This window comes from Streptomyces mirabilis (assembly GCF_039503195.1).
Classification (GTDB): Bacteria; Actinomycetota; Actinomycetes; order Streptomycetales; family Streptomycetaceae; genus Streptomyces; species Streptomyces mirabilis_D.
This window is the reverse complement of sequence record NZ_JBCJKP010000001.1, coordinates 4660112-4678838: the sequence shown is the minus strand read 5'-3', so window position 1 is coordinate 4678838 and position 18727 is coordinate 4660112. Positions and strand designations below refer to the sequence as shown.

At 71.5% G+C, this 18727-nt stretch carries 14 protein-coding genes; 7 read left to right on the top strand and 7 right to left on the bottom strand.

The window, feature by feature from the left end; genetic code table 11:
• Nucleotides 1-85: 85 nt before the first annotated feature.
• Nucleotides 86-595 (bottom strand): MarR family winged helix-turn-helix transcriptional regulator, encoded by a 510-nt coding sequence (locus AAFF41_RS21555; RefSeq protein WP_319749048.1) that lies wholly within the window; start codon nt 593-595, stop codon nt 86-88.
• Nucleotides 596-722: 127 nt separating this feature from the next.
• On the opposite strand from AAFF41_RS21555, the gene AAFF41_RS21550 reads away from it, so the two are divergent.
• Nucleotides 723-1535, top strand: coding sequence for a dioxygenase family protein (locus tag AAFF41_RS21550; protein ID WP_319749047.1), 813 nt, complete (start codon nt 723-725; stop codon nt 1533-1535).
• On the opposite strand, the gene AAFF41_RS21545 is transcribed toward AAFF41_RS21550, so the two are convergent.
• Complete coding sequence (locus AAFF41_RS21545; RefSeq protein WP_319749046.1) at nt 1532-2071, bottom strand: GNAT family N-acetyltransferase; 540 nt, start codon at nt 2069-2071, stop codon at nt 1532-1534. The two genes, AAFF41_RS21550 and AAFF41_RS21545, sit on opposite strands and share 4 nt — an antisense overlap.
• 169 nt (nt 2072-2240) lie before the next feature.
• Between AAFF41_RS21545 and AAFF41_RS21540 the strand changes: the two genes are divergently transcribed.
• Together AAFF41_RS21540 and AAFF41_RS21535 are read left to right on the top strand one after the other, a co-directional pair.
• On the top strand, nt 2241-3242 hold the full coding sequence (locus AAFF41_RS21540; RefSeq protein ID WP_343324448.1) for a sigma-70 family RNA polymerase sigma factor: 1002 nt from the start codon (nt 2241-2243) through the stop codon (nt 3240-3242).
• Nucleotides 3243-3792: 550 nt separating this feature from the next.
• Complete coding sequence (locus AAFF41_RS21535; protein ID WP_425526248.1) at nt 3793-4395, top strand: TetR family transcriptional regulator; 603 nt, start codon at nt 3793-3795, stop codon at nt 4393-4395.
• Nucleotides 4396-4450: 55 nt separating this feature from the next.
• On the opposite strand, the gene AAFF41_RS21530 is transcribed toward AAFF41_RS21535, so the two are convergent.
• Entirely contained in the window at nt 4451-5494 is a 1044-nt protein-coding gene (locus AAFF41_RS21530; RefSeq protein ID WP_343324447.1) for a helix-turn-helix transcriptional regulator, read from the bottom strand.
• A gap of 62 nt (nt 5495-5556) precedes the next feature.
• Between AAFF41_RS21530 and AAFF41_RS21525 the strand changes: the two genes are divergently transcribed.
• On the top strand, nt 5557-7131 hold the full coding sequence (locus tag AAFF41_RS21525) for an MFS transporter (RefSeq protein ID WP_343324446.1): 1575 nt from the start codon (nt 5557-5559) through the stop codon (nt 7129-7131).
• Nucleotides 7132-7556: 425 nt separating this feature from the next.
• Complete coding sequence (locus AAFF41_RS21520) at nt 7557-9335, top strand: HEXXH motif domain-containing protein (RefSeq protein ID WP_343326323.1); 1779 nt, start codon at nt 7557-7559, stop codon at nt 9333-9335.
• 57 nt (nt 9336-9392) lie between these two features.
• Here AAFF41_RS21520 and fxsT read toward each other — a convergent pair whose 3' ends face one another.
• The 4 genes from fxsT to AAFF41_RS21500 form a co-directional block, all read right to left on the bottom strand.
• The gene (gene fxsT / locus AAFF41_RS21515; protein WP_343324445.1) at nt 9393-13256 is read right to left on the bottom strand and encodes an FxSxx-COOH system tetratricopeptide repeat protein; all 3864 of its coding nucleotides are present in this window, start codon (nt 13254-13256) and stop codon (nt 9393-9395) included.
• Entirely contained in the window at nt 13253-14215 is a 963-nt protein-coding gene (locus AAFF41_RS21510; protein ID WP_343324444.1) for a MoxR family ATPase, read from the bottom strand. Before AAFF41_RS21510 ends, fxsT begins: the two co-directional genes overlap by 4 nt.
• Before the next feature lie 92 nt (nt 14216-14307).
• Entirely contained in the window at nt 14308-15819 is a 1512-nt protein-coding gene (locus tag AAFF41_RS21505) for a VMAP-C domain-containing protein (RefSeq protein ID WP_343324443.1), read from the bottom strand.
• Nucleotides 15816-16709 carry a toll/interleukin-1 receptor domain-containing protein gene (locus AAFF41_RS21500; RefSeq protein ID WP_319749039.1) on the bottom strand — a complete coding sequence of 298 codons (894 nt, stop codon included), beginning with the start codon at nt 16707-16709 and terminating at the stop codon, nt 15816-15818. Before AAFF41_RS21500 ends, AAFF41_RS21505 begins: the two co-directional genes overlap by 4 nt.
• Nucleotides 16710-16934: 225 nt before the next feature.
• On the opposite strand from AAFF41_RS21500, the gene AAFF41_RS21495 reads away from it, so the two are divergent.
• Nucleotides 16935-17696: a DeoR/GlpR family DNA-binding transcription regulator gene (locus AAFF41_RS21495; RefSeq protein WP_054233089.1), complete on the top strand. Its 762-nt coding sequence runs from the start codon at nt 16935-16937 to the stop codon at nt 17694-17696.
• Entirely contained in the window at nt 17693-18646 is a 954-nt protein-coding gene (gene pfkB, locus AAFF41_RS21490) for a 1-phosphofructokinase (protein WP_319749038.1), read from the top strand. Before AAFF41_RS21495 ends, pfkB begins: the two co-directional genes overlap by 4 nt.
• Nucleotides 18647-18727 lie beyond the last annotated feature (81 nt).

Here is an 18727-nt window from a genome sequence, read left to right as displayed (position 1 = left end):
GGGGCGGACCCGCGTCCACCCGCCGGTCAACCCGGTCACCCCACCCCCCGGTCAACCCGTCCGCCCGGTCACCCCGTCAACCCGATCAACGCAGCCAAGGCAGGTCCGCGCCCGCGTCCTTCGGCTGCAGCCCCTCGGCGATGATCCGCATGGCCTCGCCGAGGGATTGGTGCTGTTCGGGCGTGAGCCGGTCGAAGAAGGCCTGCCGTACGGCGTCGACATGGCCCGGCGCGGCCTTGCTCAGCACCTCGTAACCGGCGTCGGTGAGGACGGCGAACTGGCCCCGCTTGTCGGAGGGGCAGTCCTCGCGGCGCACCCACCCGTTCTTCTCCAGGCGGGCGATCGCGTGCGAGAGGCGCGAGCGGGTGATCTTCGCGTTCATGGCCAGCTCGGTCATGCGCAGCCTTCTGCGCGGCGCCTCGACGAGCTGGACGAGCAGACCGTAGTAGACGTGCGGCATGCCCGCGTCGCGCTGCAGCTGACGGTCGAGATGGTCCTCGAGGAGGGTGGCGGCGTTCATGTACGCACGCCAGGTGCGCTGTTCCTCGTCGGTGAGCCAGCGCGGCTCTTCAGCGGATGCGGATGCCGTAGTCATGTACTCCACTGTACGAGCCCCTTCTTGAATATTAAACAAATCGGGAGTAGTGTTCTGGGTGGAAACTTGAGACTTCAAATAACTTCCCCATCGGTCTTACGATGGCCCCCCGGAGGGAGTAGCCGCCATGTCTGTCGCCACGTCTGCCGTCACCGAGGGGCGTGCCCCACAGGAGCGCATGCCCGCCCTCTACCTCAGTCATGGCGCCCCGCCGCTCGCCGACGACCCGATCTGGCCCGGAGAGCTGGCCGCCTGGTCCGCCGAACTGCCCCGTCCCAAGGCGATCCTGATGGTCTCCGCCCACTGGGAGGAGGCCCCGCTGGCCCTCGGAGCGGTCCAGACCGTACCGCTCGTCCACGACTTCTGGGGCTTTCCCGAGCACTACTACCAGGTCCGGTACGCGGCTCCCGGCGCCCCCCAACTCGCCGAGTCCGTAAGGAAGCTGCTGCGCGCCCCGGGCATTCCCGTCCAGGACGTCCCCGACCGCGGCCTCGACCACGGCGCCTACGTCCCCCTGGTCGAGATGTTCCCCGACGCCGACATCCCTGTCCTGCAGATCTCCATGCCGACCCTCGATCCGGTGAAGCTGATGGAGATCGGACGCAAGCTGGCGCCACTGCGCGACGAGGGCGTCCTGATCGTGGGCTCCGGCTTCTTCACCCACAACCTGGCCGCGCTGCGTCAGGGCGGCGTCCCCTCCTGGTCGGTCGAGTTCGACGACTGGGGGCACCGCGCCCTGGACGCCCGTGACTGGGACGCCCTGCTCGACTTCGGCCACAAGTCCCCGGCCGGCCTGCTCGCCCACCCCCGTACCGAGCACTTCGCCCCGCTCTTCGTGACGATGGGCGCGGCGGACGCCACGGGCGAGCTGGACGAGCAGCGGTCGGTGATCGACGGGTTCTGGCTGGGGCTGGCCAAGCGGTCGGTCCAGTTCGGTTAGAGGTCCTTCTCGTACCAGGCCACATCCCAGTACCGGCCGAACTTCCGGCCCACCTCCCGGTACGTACCGACGTACCGGAACCCGAAGCGTTCGTGCAGCCGCACGGACGCTTCGTTGGGTTGGGCGATGCCCGCGTAGGCGCGGTGCACGTCCTCGTGGGCGAGCGCCTCGAAGAGGGCCTTGTAGAGCAGCGTGCCGACGCCGTGGCCGCTCGCGTCCGGGGCGAGGTAGATGGTGACCTCGACGGAGGTGTCGTAGGCGGGCTTGGGGCGGAAGGGGCTGGAAGTGGCGTATCCCAGAATTCGCTGTGCGTTCCCGGGAACCCCCTGTGAGTCCGTGTCCGTGGCAACCATCAGGCGGTGCGAGCCGTCTTCAGGGTGGGAGAGCAGCCAAGGGCGGCGCTCTTCCGGGGTGAACACGGCGGTGTCGAAGGTGATGGGCGTCTCGCGAACGTAGTGGTTGTAGATGGCCGTGAGAGCGTCGAGGTCGGCCGCGACTCCTGGCCTGACCTGCGCCTCTGTACGTTCCGTTGACATCCGACCTCCCGCTGTGGCGGCACAGGGTACTGCATGATCAGAAAAATAGGAGGGCGGGTTGGGAATTCTGTCCGGATTCCAGTCGTTGTTTCCTTCGGATGCCGGGCACTCGGAAGAGTGTCCGAGCCGCCACTAGGACCCGCAAGCCCACCATCGCAAGGGAGCACGCATGGCAACCCGTGCCGTCGCCCGTCGTCAGTCCGCCACCGGCGAGACCACCGACGCGGCACGCAGTGTTCGCGCCGGAGGCGGCGAAATCGCCGACCGCGACCTGGTCGGCATGTACCTCGACGAGATCGCGCGTACGCCGCTGCTCGACGCCGCCAAGGAAGTCGAGCTGTCCCAGATCATCGAGGCGGGTGTGTTCGCTCGGCAGATCCTCGACGACGAGGTCGATGCCCCCCAGGCGGACGCGACCCGCGAGGAGCTCGAGGCGCTGGTCGCCGAGGGGGAGCGGGCCAAGGACGTCTTCATCCGCTCCAACCTGAGGCTGGTCGTCGCCGTGGCCCGGCGGTATCCCCGTAGCGGCCTGCCCCTGCTCGACCTGATCCAGGAGGGCAACGCGGGCCTGGTGCGCGCGGTCGAGAAGTTCGACTACCGCAAGGGCTTCAAGTTCTCGACGTACGCCACGTGGTGGATCCGTCAGGCCATCACCCGCTCCATCGCCGACCAGTCGCGCACGATCCGCCTCCCCGTGCACCTGGTCGAGGAGCTGGGCCGGATCCGTCGCGTGCAGCGCGAGTTCAACCGCAAGAACGGGCGCGAGCCCGAGCACGCGGAGATCGCCGCCGAGCTGGACTCGACCCCGGAGCGTGTGACGAACGTCCTGGACTGGGCCCGCGACCCGGTCTCGCTGAACATGTCGGTGGACGACGACGGTGACACCCAGTTCGGTGACCTCCTCGAGGACACCTCCGCGGTCTCGCCCGAGCAGTCCGTCCTCACCCTGCTGCGCAGCGAGGAGCTCGACGACCTGATCGGCCGCCTCGACCAGCGCACGGCCTCGATCATCAAGATGAGGTACGGCATCGACGACGGCCGGGAGCGCACGCTCACGGAGGTCGGCAAGGAGCACGGGCTCACCCGTGAGCGCATCCGACAGATCGAGAAGCACGCGCTGCTGGAGCTGAAGAAGCTGGCCCGCGACACCGGTTTTGACGCGGCGGCTTAAGAATGTCCGCGGTTCGTGCGGTTTGCGTGGTTCATGTGGTTGGTGTGCCACGTATGGTTCGTACGGGTTCGACGGATCTGACGGATCTGATGGCCCGAGGTCGGCCATAAGTCGACCGGACATGGCCATGTAACGCCGCTTAACTCGCTGGGCTCTGGGCACAAGACTTCAGGGCCCAGGGTTCAGGGTCCCGGGGCGCAGCCCCAAGACCCCCCCAGAACCGAGTCCCGACGCACTCCCCCCCGCGCCGGGACTCTCCAGAGCCGAGCTTCGGCGCCTTCCCCCTGGCGCCGGGGCTCGGCTCCTTTTTGTGCAGGGTTTCTGTGCAGGGTCCGGCGGGGTCGGTCGAGGCTCGTCCGGGGATGGGGCGGGGTTCGTTCGGGAGTGGTTCGGGCCTCGCTCCGGGGGAGCGGTGGTTTTCGGGCAGGCCGACGGGCCACCCCGTACCTGAACCCCGGGGTGACCCGGATGGCAGATTGTGCCACAGAGGCATAACCTGCCGTCCGTGACCGGTACCGACCGCGCGGCTGCCGCTCCCGGGCTCTCGCTCATGGAGCGACGCAAGGCCGCCACCCGGATGGAGATCGCGCGGGCCGCCGCCGGACTCTTCATGAGGCACGGTCTGCGCGCCACCCGAGCCGAGGACATCGCCCGCGCCGCCGGTGTCGCGCCACGCACCTTCTACCGCTACTTCGCCGGCAAGGAGGAGTGCCTCGCCCCGCTCTTCTCCGCGGGCGTCGAGAAGTGGGCCGAGGCCGTGCGCGACGCCCCGGCCGACCTGTCCGTGCCGGAGGCGCTTCGCCACGCCGTCGTCCAGACCCTCACCCCGGGCGTCGGGGTGCGGCCGGAGTCCATGGACTGGGTCCGCGCTCTGCTCCGGTTGGCCGAGGGGAGCCCGGCGCTGCTGAGGGTGTGGGGCGAGGCGTGTCGGGGGGCGGAGCGGACGCTGGCGCGGGTACTGGAGGCGAGGGCTTCCGTGACGGGCGGCGGGGCGGAGTTCCGGCTCGGCGCCGCCGTGGCCGGTGCGGCGGTTCGCGTGGCGGTGGAGGCCTGGGCCGCCGGTGACGAGCCGGCCGACGGTCCGGCCGGACCGGTCGCGCTCGCGGTACGGCATCTGGAAGCGCTGCGTGACTTCCCCTGGGGCGCCGCGTGACTTCCTCCGAGGAGCCGTATGAGCGCGCCGCGGACCGGTCAGGCCCGCGCGGGGCTCACCCGGCCCTGACGCCGCGCCCTTCCCGGCGACCGTCTCCCGCCCCGCCTTCCGCCCCGCCCTCCGCCCCGTCTTTCGCCCCGCCCGCCGCCCGAGTCAGGCGACCGCCCAACTCTCGTACGCACGCCACCAGTTCCGCCGGTCGTCGCACCGCGAACTCGCAGTCGACCATCGCGAGCCGTACCGCCAGCCACTCCACGGAGTCCCCGGCGGAGGAACGCAGCAGACAGTTGCGCTCGTCGATCGGCTCGGGCGCGCCGAACCACTTGGGCAGGCGGGCCGCGACGAACGCGGCGGGCGCGGCGAAGGCGACCTCGAAGTCGTACGTCTCCTGGCGTCCGTACATCGACTGCCGCAGGTACTCGGCCGCGTTCCCCGTCGGCAGCTCGCGTGGCGTGTAACGGACCCCGGTCGCGAAGGGCTCGGCGATCCGGTCGACGCGGAAGGTGCGCCAGTCGTCGCGGTCGAGGTCGTAGGCGACGAGGTACCAGCGACGGCCGGTGGAGACGAGGCGGTAGGGCTCGGCCAGGCGTCGTGAGGGGGTGTCGTCCCCCGAGCGGTAGGCGAACCGCAGCCGTTCCCGCCCGGTCACCGACGCGGCGATCACGGTCAGTGTCTCGGGCGCGATGCTCGCCCCGTCCCCGCTGGTCAGTGGGGTGGTCGCGGCCTGGAGCGTGGACACACGGTGGCGCAGCCGGGACGGCAGCACCTGCTCCAGTTTGGCGAGGGCCCGTACGGAGGCCTCGTCGACGCCCTCGACCGCGTGCCCGGCGCCGGCCCGCAGCCCCACCGCGATCGCCACCGCCTCCTCGTCGTCGAGCACGAGCGGCGGCATCGCCTTGCCCGCCACCAGCCGGTACCCGCCGTCGGCCCCCTTCGTCGCCTGCACGGGATAGCCCAGCTCCCGGAGCCGGTCGATGTCGCGGCGGACGGTACGCCGGGACACGCCCAGCCGCTCGGAGAGCTCGCCGCCGGGCCATTCGCGGGGCGTCTGGAGGAGGGAGAGGAGCTGGAGGAGCCGGGCCGGGGTGTCCGTCGTCATGTTTCCCAGAGTGCCGCACATCTAGGACGTGATCTGACCTAATGGGGGCCTACCTTCAAGCCATGACCTCCACCGAGACCACTCTCAGCAGCCCGGCCGAGCCGCCGCGGGGCCCGGCAGCCGGGGCCGACCGACGGCGCTGGTTCGCGCTCGCCATCGTGATGACCGCGGCCTTCATGGACCTGGTCGACGTCACGATCGTCAACATCGCGATTCCCTCGATCCAGCGGGACGAGGGCGCGTCCTTCAGCCAGATCCAGTGGATCACCGCCGGCTACGCGCTCGCCTTCGCCGCCGGGCTCATCACCGGTGGACGGCTCGGCGACATCCACGGCCGCAAGCGGCTCTTCCTGATCGGCATAGGCGGCTTCACGATCGCCTCCGCGCTGTGCGGCTTCGCCGCCAACCCGGAGATGCTCGTCGCCTCGCGCATCCTGCAGGGCGGGATGGCCGCGCTGATGGTGCCGCAGGTGCTGTCGATCGTGCACGCGACCTTCCCGGCGCACGAGCGGGGCAAGGTCTTCGGGCTCTTCGGCGCGATCGTCGGCCTGGGCGCCGTGTCCGGCCCGCTGCTCGGCGCGCTGCTCACCGAGTGGAACCTGTTCGGTCTGGAGTGGCGGCCGATCTTCCTCATCAACCTGCCGGTGGGCATCGCCGCGCTGATCCTGGGACGACGCTTCATCAGCGAGTCCAAGGCCCCCAAGGCCCTCAAGCTCGACCTCGTCGGCGTGGCCCTCGTGACGCTGGGCCTGCTGATGCTGCTCTACCCGCTGACGCGCGGGCGTGAGCTGGGCTGGCCGCTGTGGGGGTACGTGTCGATGGGCGGCGCCCTCCTGGTCTTCGCGGCGCTGGTGGCCTACGAGAAGCGCAAGGCGGCGCGGGACGGATCGCCGCTGGTCGAGCTGTCCCTGTTCAAGGTGAAGAGCTTCGCCGCGGGCATCGCCGTCCAGACCGTCTTCGGGGTCGGCCTCGGCATCTTCTTCCTGGTCTGGACGCTGTACATGCAGGTCGGCCTGGGCTGGAGCCCGCTGCGGGCGGGTCTGACCGGGGTCCCGTTCTCGATCGCGGTCTCGGCCGCGGCGGGCATGTCGGTGCAGCTGCTCGTCCCGCGCTTCGGGCGCAAGGTGCTCCAGGCGGGCGCGCTGATCATGGCGGTCGGGGTACTGCTCTACATCTGGGAGTCCGAGCGGTACGGCCTGTCCATCGCCTCCTGGCAGATGGCGCTTCCGCTGGTCGTCATGGGCGCGGGCATGGGCTTCATCGTGGCCCCGCTGACCGACGCGGTGCTGTCGGAGGTCCCGCGCGAACACTCCGGTTCGGCGTCCGGGCTCATCAACACCGTGCAGCAGATGGGCAACGCGCTCGGACTCGGCCTGGTGTCCGTGGTCTTCTTCGGCGAGATCGGCGACCGCCTGACCCCCGCCCAGGTGGGCCCTGCCTTCGTCAACGGCTTCCAGCACGCGTTGGGCTGGGTCGTGGCGGTGATGGTCGCGATCTTCCTGCTGATGTTCGCGCTGCCGAAGCGGCCGGCGCAGCATGTCGAGGGGGCGGAGGACACCGCGGTCGGCGAGCAGGAGAGCGCGAACCCGGCGGAGGGCGCCCCGGTGTCCGGCAGTGAGCCGGCGTTGATGGGCTGAGGTTCTGGTGCCGATGCCCTCGTGCTGACGGCCTGCTCCTGATGTCCCGGTGCTGACGTCCTGGTTGTGTGCCCGTCCTCCCGCTTTTGGAGGGCGGGCACACCGCGTTGGTGCCGTGGTTCAGCATTTCTTGAGAGCACACGTTGATATACGGTGACGCCATGTCATCGAGGGAACACGTCACCTCCCGTGAAGCGGCGGTGTCCGGGACGCCGCAATCCTGGCTTCCCACGTTGTCGGCACTGTCGCTCGAGGAGGTCGCGGCCCTTGATGACGCGGTTCTACGGCCGTCGATCGAGCGCCTGAGGCTTCGGGTCGGTCGCCCTCTCTCCACCATCGCGGGCAGCGACGGCAGTTAGGGCCCCGTCGCGATCCGCCGCGGAGTGCCCCAGTCACGGCCCTGTGAACAAGGAATCGTCGTGCCGATGCGCCGTCACCACCTTTCCGAACCCGTCCTGGACGCGCTGAACTCCGTCACAGAGGACGAGGAAGCCGTCGGTTTCCTGCTCGACGCGGAGTCGAGCCGACGCCTGTTGCTGTTGCGTGCGATCCGCGACGCGGCAGCGGACGCCGACGACGTACGGCGGGCCTGGCCGCTGCTCGAAGCCGCCGAGCGGGCGGACCCGGCGGTCTTCCGGACGGTGCTCCTCGACCCGCAGGTCGGTGTGTGGGCGGCGAGCCTGCTGCGCAGACTGTCCCGCCCGGATCCGGCGGCGACCGCGGATGAGCCTCCGCTGCGTGTGGAACTGGGGTTCCTCGGGCAGTTGGCGGCGGCCGTGTTCATCGCCGCCGGCGTCGACTTCCGCGCGCGCGTGCCGGTGCGGGACGGCCGGGTGTTCCTGCCGGGCCTCGGCCGGGCGACCGTCGGTGGCGAGTCCTGGGGCACCGCCGAGGTGTGGGGGCAGGATGGCACGATCCGGGTCGCCGCGGCCGACGTCACCGTGACGTTGCCGGACGACACCGAGAACGACGTCCCGGGGTGGGAGGGGCAGCGGCGGCTGCGCGCGGAGCACGCGGGCATGCGCCTGACCCTCACCCTCGACGACCTGGGACCCTACGCACCGGTGCCGGCGCTGGCGGTGCCGGGACGGCTCTCCTCCGCGCAGTTCGCTTCTTGGCAGAACTGGTTCGCCCGCCTGTGGCCGGTACTGGTGAACGATCACGTGGTCAGCGCCCGGGCCCTGGCCACGGGGTTGCGCTCCGTCGTTCCGCTGCCGCGGGGTGAGCGGCTGCGTGCGCGGGCGGCTTCGTCGAGCGACGCGTTCGGGTGCCTGTTGCTCTCCGAGCCCGACGAGGACGAGGATGTCCTCCCGGCGCAGCTGGGCGCCGCCGTCGTACATGAGTTCCGGCACACCCTGCTCAACGGCCTCATCTTCCTCATGCCCCTGTTCGAGGACTGTGACGAGCTGTTCTACGCCCCCTGGCGAGACGATCCGCGCCCTCTCGGCGGGCTTGTGCATGGGGCCTATGCCTTCTCCGGGGTCGCGCGCTACTGGCGCACACGAGGTGCGGAGGGGCTCGCGGGCTTCGAGTACGCGCTGTGGCGCAGCGCCGTGCGTGGGGTGCTCGGGACCCTGCGCGAGCACCCCACGCTCACCCCACCGGGGCACGCGCTGGTCGACAGCCTGGACGAACAGACGACCGGCTGGCACGCGGAGCCGGTGGGAGTACGCGAACAGCGCCTCGCGCACCTCGCGACGGTCCACCACCGTGCTACCTGGCGCGCACACCATCTTCAGGTGCCCACGGCGCATGCGGAGGAACTGGCGGAGGCCTGGTCCGCGCGCCAGCAGCGCGGGCACGCCGTCACGCGGCACCCCGAGCCCGCGCTGCGGGCCGATCCGCAGGCCTGCCGACTGGACACGCTCGCGTTGCTGGCGCGCCTCAGCCTTGTCGCTCCCGGGGAGTTCGACGCCCTGCGCGCGGCGGAGGACCCCGCGAGGACGGTGCCGGGTGTCGTCCCCGCCGATCTGGCGCTGGTGGACGGCGACGCCACGACGGCGGTCAAGCTGTACGGCGAGGAGCTCAGCGGTCCGGGCGCCAGGCCCGCTGCCTGGGCCGGTCTGGGCCTGGCGCTGACCGAGTGCGGCGAGCGAGCCGCCGGGAACGCCCTGACCAGACACCCCGAACTGGCCCTTGCCATCGGCCATGTGCTGCCCACCCCGCCGGATCCGGTGCTCCTGGCCCACTGGCTCGCGCAGTAGCGACGTCGGCACCGGCCGGGCCGGTGGCCGTGCTCGACGATCGCCGCGCGGGGTCCGTCACAGCGGCATCGGGTCGATGTCGCAGTCCGCTCGGTGGTCCCAGTCGAAGGCCTGGGCGACCGCCGGGTGGCCGCTGCCCAGGGTGCGCAGCAGACGGTTGTGGGTGTCGCCGTGCAGTGCCTCCGCCTCCTCGACGCGTCCCACGGCCCGCAGGTCCATCGCGAGGTTCGCGGCACAGGCCAGGGTGGAGGGGTGGTCGGCGTCGAAGACCTCCCGCGACCTGCCCACCGTTTCGGTGTCGAGGTCCAGTGCGCCGGCCGGGTCGCCGAGTGCGTAGCGGTCGCTCGCGAGATTGGTGCGGCACACCAGCGTCGAGGGGTGCGTCGCGCCCAGCATCTCCGTGAGCTGTTCCAGCGCCACGGCGTCTATGTACTGTGCGGCCGCCGCGTCGCCCAGCAGCCGGTAGGTGATCGCGAGATTCACGGCGGCGGACAGGGCATGCGGATGGTGCCTGCCGTAGGCGTCCTCGTAGCGACGGCAGATCTCGGTGCCCAGGCGCAGCGCCTCGTCCAGGTTTCCCCGGTGCCGCAGGTGGATGGTCAGCTCGAGCGTGGCGGCCATGGATTCGGGGTTGTGATCGCCGTAGCGGCGCACGAGCTCGGAGTGGATGTGTTCCGCCGTCGCTCCCGCCTCCTCGTGCTCGCCGGCCTTGCGCAGGGCGACGGCGAGGAGACGGACACAGGACAGGGTGAACGGATTGCTGTCGCCGAGCAGGGTGGTGGCCTGCTCCGTGATCTCGCGGTGGTAGGTCAACGCGGCGTCGTAGTCGCCGAGTTCACGCAGGTCGACGATCATCCCCAGCCAGGTGCGCAAGGAGTCGATGTGGTCCTGGCCGAAGGTCTGAATGCGGTTGTGCCGAGTCTGTTTGTCCAGTTCGTAGGCGCGCCCGAACTGGCCCACCAGGCGCAGGCTCACGCCCAGGTTGTGCGCGGCCCGCAGGGTCTCCGGGTCGTCCGGACCGATGAGTTGCACGTACTGCTGGTGCACGGAGTCGGAGAGCTGGAGGGCCTCGGCGAACGCGCCGCGCACGCGGTGGTCTATGGCGACGTTGCCGAGCGCGTCGAACGTGTCCTGGTGGTGGGGGCCCAGCGACCTGAGACAGGCCTCCAACGTCGTCGCGTTGAGCTCGGCGGCTTCCTTGTAACGGCCCATGTTGAACTGGAGGAATCCGAGCCAGCGGGCGACCTGCAAGGTCTGGGTGTGTTCCTCGCCCAGTCGGCGGGACCAGTTCTCGTAAGCGGAACGGGCGAGTTCCAGGCAGGACTCGTAGTCGCCCCAGCGAAGGAGGTACTTGACCTCGTTCACCACCAGCCTGCGCACCCAGGTCTCGTCGGACTGCACCGCGCCGGAGACCACCACGTGGGGGTAGAGCGCGCCGTACCGATCCCAGCGCAGCGCGTTGCTGGGGTCGTTGGGGTCGCTCGCCACCAGCAGCATGTGCGCCCCGTGCCGCATGGTGGACCGGTCCGCCTCCGTCATCCGGAACTGCAGGGCCGCCTGCACCAGCCGGTGCATCTGGAGGGAGTTGGTGCGGTGGTCGAAGCGGGCCAGGGAGTAGCGGCCGATGTCGCGGATGGCCTGGCCGAGCCGGATCGGATCTTCCAGGGCGGCGTCCAGCTCGGGGGTGATGGGACTGGGCGGCATCCGCATGAACATGGTCCGCGCGATGGGTTCGGGCGCGTAGAAGGAGCACACCTGAAGCAGCTGGTACGCGGCCGGGCTCTTGGCCTCCAGCCGGTCCAGGGAGATGTTCCAGGCCGCTATCACCGGATGCTGGTTTCCGAGCGGTGCGGTGCCGCGCAGCAGGTCCACGCGCTTCTCGTCGAGCAGCCGCAGATACTCGTCCACGGGCATGCCCGTCTCCGCGTGCCAGGCGGCGGCCTGCTCGATGGCGAGCGGCAGGTCACCGAGTGCCTCCGCGAGCCGGTCGGCCTCCGCGTCGCCGATCTCCGGGCCGCGTATGCGCAGCAGCTGTTTGCTCTCCTCGCGCATGAAGACGTCGACCTCCAGCGGCCGGGCGACGGAGGCCCATTGGGGATTGCGCGAGGTGACGAGAATGTTGCCCGGCCCTCCGGCCGGGAAGAACTGCCGTACGGATTCCGGGCTTTCGGCGTTGTCGAAGACCAGGATCCAGTTGGCGTGGGGCACGCCGATGCGCAGCGCCTCCAGGACCGAGGCGACGGTCGAGGAGACGTCGGACCCGGTCGGCAGGCCCAGGCGCGGGGCCAGTTCCACCAGGGACAGGGAGATCTGTGCGGTGCGCTCCGCGGAGATCCACCAGACCACGTCGTACTCCGCCATACGACGGTAGAGGTACTCGACGGCCAGCAGGCTCTTGCCGACGCCGCCCATACCGTGCAGCGTGTGGGGCAGCACGGCGGTCGCCTTCTCCCGCAGCAGCCGCTGGTGCAGCTTGTCGAGGAGTTCCTCGCGGCCCGTGAAGTTCGGATTCCTGGGCGGGATGTTTCCCCAGATCGTGGGCGTGCTCCTGGTACGTCCGTTGCCCACCGTGCTCGCCGGGGCCTGCTGCGGCATCACCGGCCTCCTCTTCCCCTGATCGGTCCGACGGTCGGCGTCGCCCGGGGGCCGGACGACGGCATCGCTGGGTGCTGTGGGTGCCATGGGTGGTGCGGGTGTGGTGGCGGTGCCGTGGTGCTGTGCGTGCTGCGGGCGGGTCCGATCGGCCGGGGCGGCCGCGAGGGCCTCGTCGACCTCCCTCGCCGGCTTCAGGAACGGCCCGGACAGGGCGTGGAGCACAGCGCTCTCCGCCATGAGCCACGGCCCGGACTCCGCGTCGACCGGCGGGAGTCGGTGCACGGCGGCCCCGCGCAGCAACCGGGGCAGTCGCCACAAGTGTTCCCCGCCGGATCCCCGGCGATCCCCGATCAACTCGACTACCCGCACCACATCGGTACGCCGTCCGGTGGCCAGCAACTCCTCGCGGATCCCGGGGGCGAACGCGAACGTGGTGTGCCCGCCGTCGGCCGGCCGGACCAGGCCGTGCACCAGCAGGTGTGCGACGTCGGTGAGGGAGGCGCCGGGCAGGAGCGCGCCCCGCACCTCCTCGATCAGCCCGGCGTCGAGGGGTATCGCGGAGAGCATGGTGGCGAGCGTGAACACGCTCCGGGGCACGGACGACTGGAAACGCGCCACCCGAACCGCCGGGGTGAGGTCGGGCTCCGCCTCCGGAGCGGCGGGTACGCGCGCGCGGGGGAACATCACCGTCATCGGCAGCCACGACGGCGGGCCCCCGCCCAGCAGACCGGACCAGGCGTCCAGCCAGCGGGGAGCGAGTTCGAGCACGGGCACCGCCACGTCGGGACGGTGGGCAGGCGGCAGGCCGTGGAGATCGGGGCCCAGGCCGCGGGGCCGCCACCGCATCCGGTGGTTGGCCGCGCCCGGGGCGGGCGAGCGCAGCAGCACCTGCCAGCCGCGCAGCCCCGTCGTGTGCCACACCGGGTGCGGCAGCACATGGATCAGCGCGAGCGGTCCGGACTGGCCCCAGCGGCGCAGCAGCGGTTCCACCTCGTGGGTGCGCCAGCGCGGGCCCGCGCCGTCGGTGAGGAGCAGGGTCAGCCGGGTGCCCGCACGGTGACGCGGCAGGGTCGCAGGGTCGGCACTGTGCCCGTACGGCAGCCTGTGCGTGGTGATCCGGCCGAAGGCCCCGCACCGATGCAGCGCCGTGGCGAACTCGTGGACCGTCCGGTGCCAGATCCCCATCGTCGGCCCCGCGTCGGCCACCACCGCCACGTCCCGGACAGCGGCGCGGCCGACCGTGGTGCCGAGCGCGGTGCCGATGTGCCGCAGGGACTCCGGGAGCCCCGGCGGGAGCGCCGCGGGAAACGGGCCGGCCCCCGTCATGGCTCCTCCGGCGCGGTCCACTGCCAAAGGGTGTCGACGGCCTCCTGCCAGTTGCCGCCCTCCGCCACTGCCTGGAGGACACCGTCGGCGGCCAGGCGGAGTGCGTCCAGGAACCGTTCCAGCACCGGTCCCTCGGTGGCGGTGGCCCGTTCGACGAAGGCGTCCACGGCGTCCGGCGCCGGGCCGGGACGGCCGGGCTCCGCAGGGAACCGGTTCGCGGCGATGGCGCGCAGCAGGTCCGGGCCGGGCCGCTGGGTCCGCAGGGTCACACAGCGGCGTACGAGATCCCATGGCAGATCCCGCTCACCCGTGGTGGTGATGACCACCACGGGGAAGGCTCGGCAGCGCACCGCTCCGCCCGGCAGGAAGAATCCTCCGGCCGTCAGTACGGTGCACAGGTCCTCGGGCAGACCGATCTCGGCCCGGTCCAGCCGGTCGATCAGCAGCACACGGGGCCTGCGGTACGGCAGGAAGGCGGTACCCAGGGGCCCGAGCCGGACCCCACCGTCGTGCCCGCCCTCGTCACGACCCTCGTGCGGGCCGTCGTACGTGGCGTCACGCGTGCCGCCGTACGTGGCGTCATGCGTGCCGTCGTACAGGCCCTCCCGCAGTGTGCTCACGGAAGTGATCTGCCAGCGCAGGACCGGACCGAGGCCGAGCTCCCCGCTGATGCGGTAGGCGAGGGACGACTTGCCGGTGCCGGGCTCGCCCGTGACGAGCAGGGGACGGCACAGGTGCAGCGCCACGTTCACCCGGGCCACCTCGTCAGGCGGAGCCGGCAGCGGCTGCCTGATGGTGCCCAGCACCGCGGGGGCGCACGGGTCCTCGACGGGTGGTGGGGGCAGCTCGGGGCCGCCGCCGAAGCTGCGCCAGGCCGGTGCCTGAGGCCATTCCTTCGGTGTCGCACCGGGCAGTCCCGTGCCTCGGTACAGTCCCCACGACTGGCTGTTCGGCGGCACGAACGGCCTCCCTCCGTACGACGACTGGGGTTGCGATGCCCGGACCGGTGGCGCCGGTCCGCACTGCTGGTCCGTGGTCACGTGGTCCGCGGTCACGGTGGCTCGGGGCGCACGGGTTTGCGGTCGGGGTCGTCCCACAGGACCGCGAGGTGGCGGCCGATGTGTGCGGCGTCCTCGTCGTCGGCGGCGTCGATCGCCGCACGGCGCCGGTAGGCGGCCACCTTGGCGGGAAACCGCGACAGGCCCTCGGTGAGGAGCCCGTCGAGGACACCCCGGAACTCCTTGGTGGAGCGGCCCGCGCGGTGCCAGATCACCACGGGCAGCCCGCTGCGCAGGGCCGCGTGCAGTTCCCGGCGGCCGTTGCCGTGGTCGGGCAGCGGCGGCTCGCTCAGCACCAGGGCCACGCAGTGCTCGTTGTCCCCGAGGCGGGCCTCCAGGCCGCGCAGATGGTTGCCGTTCTGGTGTGCGACGTTGACGTACACCGACTTCGACGGGTGTTCGTCGCGCGCCAGCTGCTGCCAGCGGGTGCGCCAGAACCGGTACCAGTCCCGGTTCTGCAGCCGGTCCAGGCTGCGCACGACCACCGGGTAGTCCACCGCGAGCGGCACGTTCGGTACTTCGGTGGTGTCCCGGGGCCACCAGTCGACGGGCAGGTTGAGCAGTTCGAAGGGGAGCACGAACTCCAGCCACACATGGGCCAGCCGGTCGCCGCCGCCCCCTTCGACCGCTTTGATGATGCGGGTCACGGCGTGCTGCAGCCCGTCGGTCGGCACCCGTTGCATCGGATCGCCGTGCTGCCAGTTCGGGCCGCCCGCGTCGGACATGAGGGAGTGCGAGACCGTGTAGCGCCCGTTCTCCAGCGGGTCCGGAGCGATGTGGATCGCCAGGTACTCCCGGCCCGGCCTGACCGCCGGCGGTGGCGCCGGAGTCCGGGCGCGGTCGAGGTCGAGCAGCTCGGCCAGGCCGCAGCTCAGGGCCCACTGCCGGTTGCGTGCGAGCAGCTCGACCGCGACGGGGTGGCCCATCGCGTCGGCGGTGCGGTCGAGGTAGACCATCCACGGTGGCAGCCCGCCCCGTGGAGCTCCCTGCCCGGCCATGTGCAGGAAGTCGTGCCAGCAGGTGTCGGCGTGCGGCGGCGGTGCGGAGACCCTGGCCTCGGTGGCCGTCCGGACGAGGGCCGTCCGCATGGCGTACGACATGGCCAGCGTGGTCAGGGTGGCTCCGAGGAACTGCCAGGAGCCGGTGACCTCAGGCAGGCCGTCGAGTGAGTCCACGGCCGTCCATTCGTCGGCGAGCCGTTGCACGACGGGTCCCTGCGGGCAGCCCGGCTCCAGCATCGGCAGTTTCCGCGCGAGCACCGACAGTCCGTCCTGGTGACGCGCGCAGAAACGGAACAGTTCCAGCAGCTGCAGCGGCACGGTGGACTGTTCCCGCAGGTCGGCCCGGTGCCCCAGCGCCTCGCCCACCAGATCGGTCAGCAGGGCGCGCGCGTAGCGGTCGTGGAGCGCGGGCACCGCGAGCAGTGCGTCGAGGGTCTCCTCGCCGATCCGCTCCCGTATCCGTAACGCCGGGTTGTGGCGGCCCGCGCCGCCCTGTCCCGTCAACGTCGGCCCGCCGGGTCGGGGAAGCGCGGAGGTGCGGCGTGCCTGGTGGGGGCGGTGCGGGTGACGCCGACGGCGTCGAGCAGCCGGGCGCGGGCCGCGTCCTCGCCGAGGCCCGTGAGGTCGGTGTACGCGACCGTGGACAGCGGCCATGGGGGCCGGCACGGCTCCACCATGACCGGCACCAGCAACTCGGCGATGCCCTCCGGGTTCCGACGGTGCACGGCCTGCCAGGCCTGCTGGACGGGGGCGGAGCCGACGTAGGCCGGGGACAGGACGGCGAGGACGCGTGCGCACTGCTCCGGACTCTGTTCCAGGCCTCTCTGCTCCAGGCCTCTCTGCTCCAGGCCTCTCCGCTCCGGACCTCTCTGTTCCAGACCGCTCAGCGGTCCGTCGAAGAGGCCGAGGCGTAAGCCGACGCCCGCGTCCTCCAGGTGCCAGGCGATCCAGGACGCCCATGCGAGGTCGGTGACGGCGCAGGAGAGGAACAGGTGAACAGGACGGTCGGTGTGCGAGGGGTCATGCGGTGGTCCGGCCCGTACGACGTTCTCCCGTACGGCGTGTTCCCGTACGGCGCGTTCCCGCACCAGCTCACTGACGGCGTCGGCCGTCCGGCTGTGGCCCTCCAGCAGTGACACCGCGTCGGCCAGCGCGGACAGTCCGTGGTTCGCCGCGATCTCCTCGCGGACGCAGAACCGCACCAGTTCGAGCAGCTGCAGCTGCGTGGTCGCCTGTTCCCGCAGGACCACCGGCCGCCCCAGCCGGTCGCCGATCAGCTCGGCCAGCATCGCGCGGGCGCCGCGGTCGCCCAGGACCGGGGAATCGCACAGCGCCTGGACCACGGACTGCTGCCAGTCATGGTCCGGGCGGGCGCGGAAACCGTCCCTGTCCACAACACCCCCCGAGAAGTTGTGTCCCACAGTCCAGGATACGGACGCGATGACACGGCGTCAGGGCTTCTGCGAGGCCGGAACGAGCGGGGTGGAGGGGCGCACGTCGATGCCCGTTTGTGTCCACCTGACACCCGAACCTGTTTACTTTCCGGAAATCTGGGCGTAGCCTCCGAGCGAAACCACAAGTTCGGGCATCGGCGCACAGGTAATCGGAGGCGAACGGGCATGTACGCACCGGAGCGGCAGCAGGAGATCCTCCGGCTCGCCCGTGACGGCGGTCGGGTGGACGTGCTCTCGCTGGCCGAGGAGTTCCAGGTCACCGCGGAGACCATCCGCCGCGATCTGAAGACCCTCGACCGTGCGGGACTCCTGCGGCGGGTGCACGGCGGTGCCATACCGGCCGGGCGGCTCGACTTCGAGCCCGACCTCGCCGAGCGCGAGTCCACCGCGGCCGACGAGAAGGACCGCATCGCACAGGCCGCCGTCGCCGAGCTGCCGGACCAGGGCACGATGATCCTCGACGCGGGCAGCACGGTCGCCCGGCTCGCCGGGGACCTTCCGCTGGAGGCGACGCTCACCGTCGTCACGCACAGCCTGCCGATCGCGGCCCGCCTCGCGGATCACCCCGGCATCCAGCTCCACCTGGTCGGAGGGCGCGTCCGACACCGTACGCGCGCCGCCGTGGACGCCTGGGCGCTGCGCGCGTACGCCGAGATCCGCGCCGACGTCCTGTTCGTCGCGGCCAACGGCTTCTCCGCCGAGCACGGACTGACCACCCCCGACCTGGCCGAGGCCGCCGTGAAGCGCGCGGCGATCCGCGCCGCGCGCCGCGTGGTGCTGCTCGCCGACTCCTCCAAGCACGGCCAGGAGCACTTCGCCCGCTTCGGCGACCTGAGCGACGTGGACCTGCTGATCACCGACAGCGGGCTGAGCCCCGAAGACGCCACCGACATCGAGCGCGGTGGCACGGAAGTAGTGCGCGCATGATCCTCACCGTCACCCCCAACCCCTCCCTCGACCGTACGTACGAGGTCCCGTCGCTCGATCGCGGCGAGGTCATCCGGGCCACCGGCGAACGCATGGACCCGGGCGGCAAGGGCGTGAACGTCTCGCGCGCGGTCGCGGCGGCGGGGCAGCGCACGATCGCCGTACTGCCGCTGGGCGGTGCGCCCGGCGCACTCGTCGCCGAGCTGCTCCACGCGCAGGGCATCGAGGTCGCGCCGGTCCCGGTCACCGGAGCCACCCGCTCGAACATCTCGATCGCCGAACCGGACGGCACGCTCACGAAGATCAACGCCCCCGGCCCCGAACTCACCGCCGCCGAGGCGGAGCTGCTCCTGGAGACGGTGCGTCAGCAGTATCGTTCCGGCGACACCGACTGGATCACCTGCTGCGGCAGCCTGCCGCGCGGACTCGGTCCTTCCTGGTACGCCGACCTCGTCGCCCGCGCCCACGCGGCCGGCGCCCGGATCGCCCTGGACACCTCCGGCCCCGCGCTGCTCGCGGCGCTGCGCGAGCGGCCCGACGTGGTGAAGCCCAACGCCGAGGAGCTCGCCGAAGCCGTCGGGCGCCCTCTCGTCACCGTCGGTGACGCGGTCAAGGCCGCCGAGGAGCTGCGTGAGATGGGCGCCGACGCGGTGCTCGCGAGCCTCGGCGCGGACGGGCAGCTGCTCGTGGACGGCGCGGGCGCCTGGTTCGGCAGCGCACGGGTGGATGCCGTACGCAGCAACGTGGGCGCCGGTGACTCCTCCCTCGCCGGATTCCTGATCGCCGGTGGCCGCGGCCCGGAGGCCCTGGCCTCCGCCGTCGCCCATGGCGCCGCGGCCGTACAACTGCCCGGCAGCGTGATGCCGGGCCCGGCCGACCTCGACCCCTCCGCCGTGACCGTCACGTCGGAGGTCCCCGCGGACCGCGTACTCACGGAGCCCGTGTCATGACGAACCAAGCTGTCCTGACGAACCCGGCCGTTCCGACGACCCCAGCCGTTCCGACGACCGGCGCCGCCGCACCCCCTGAGC

Coding starts and splice junctions, on each gene's coding strand:
- AAFF41_RS21555 (WP_319749048.1), bottom strand. CDS start 595: ATGACTACGGCATCCGCATCCGCTGAAGAGCCGCGCTGGCTCACCGAC.
- AAFF41_RS21550 (WP_319749047.1), top strand. CDS start 723: ATGTCTGTCGCCACGTCTGCCGTCACCGAGGGGCGTGCCCCACAGGAG.
- AAFF41_RS21545 (WP_319749046.1), bottom strand. CDS start 2,071: ATGTCAACGGAACGTACAGAGGCGCAGGTCAGGCCAGGAGTCGCGGCC.
- AAFF41_RS21540 (WP_343324448.1), top strand. CDS start 2,241: ATGGCAACCCGTGCCGTCGCCCGTCGTCAGTCCGCCACCGGCGAGACC.
- AAFF41_RS21535 (WP_425526248.1), top strand. CDS start 3,793: ATGGAGCGACGCAAGGCCGCCACCCGGATGGAGATCGCGCGGGCCGCC.
- AAFF41_RS21530 (WP_343324447.1), bottom strand. CDS start 5,494: ATGACGACGGACACCCCGGCCCGGCTCCTCCAGCTCCTCTCCCTCCTC.
- AAFF41_RS21525 (WP_343324446.1), top strand. CDS start 5,557: ATGACCTCCACCGAGACCACTCTCAGCAGCCCGGCCGAGCCGCCGCGG.
- AAFF41_RS21520 (WP_343326323.1), top strand. CDS start 7,557: ATGCGCCGTCACCACCTTTCCGAACCCGTCCTGGACGCGCTGAACTCC.
- fxsT (WP_343324445.1), bottom strand. CDS start 13,256: ATGACGGGGGCCGGCCCGTTTCCCGCGGCGCTCCCGCCGGGGCTCCCG.
- AAFF41_RS21495 (WP_054233089.1), top strand. CDS start 16,935: ATGTACGCACCGGAGCGGCAGCAGGAGATCCTCCGGCTCGCCCGTGAC.
- pfkB (WP_319749038.1), top strand. CDS start 17,693: ATGATCCTCACCGTCACCCCCAACCCCTCCCTCGACCGTACGTACGAG.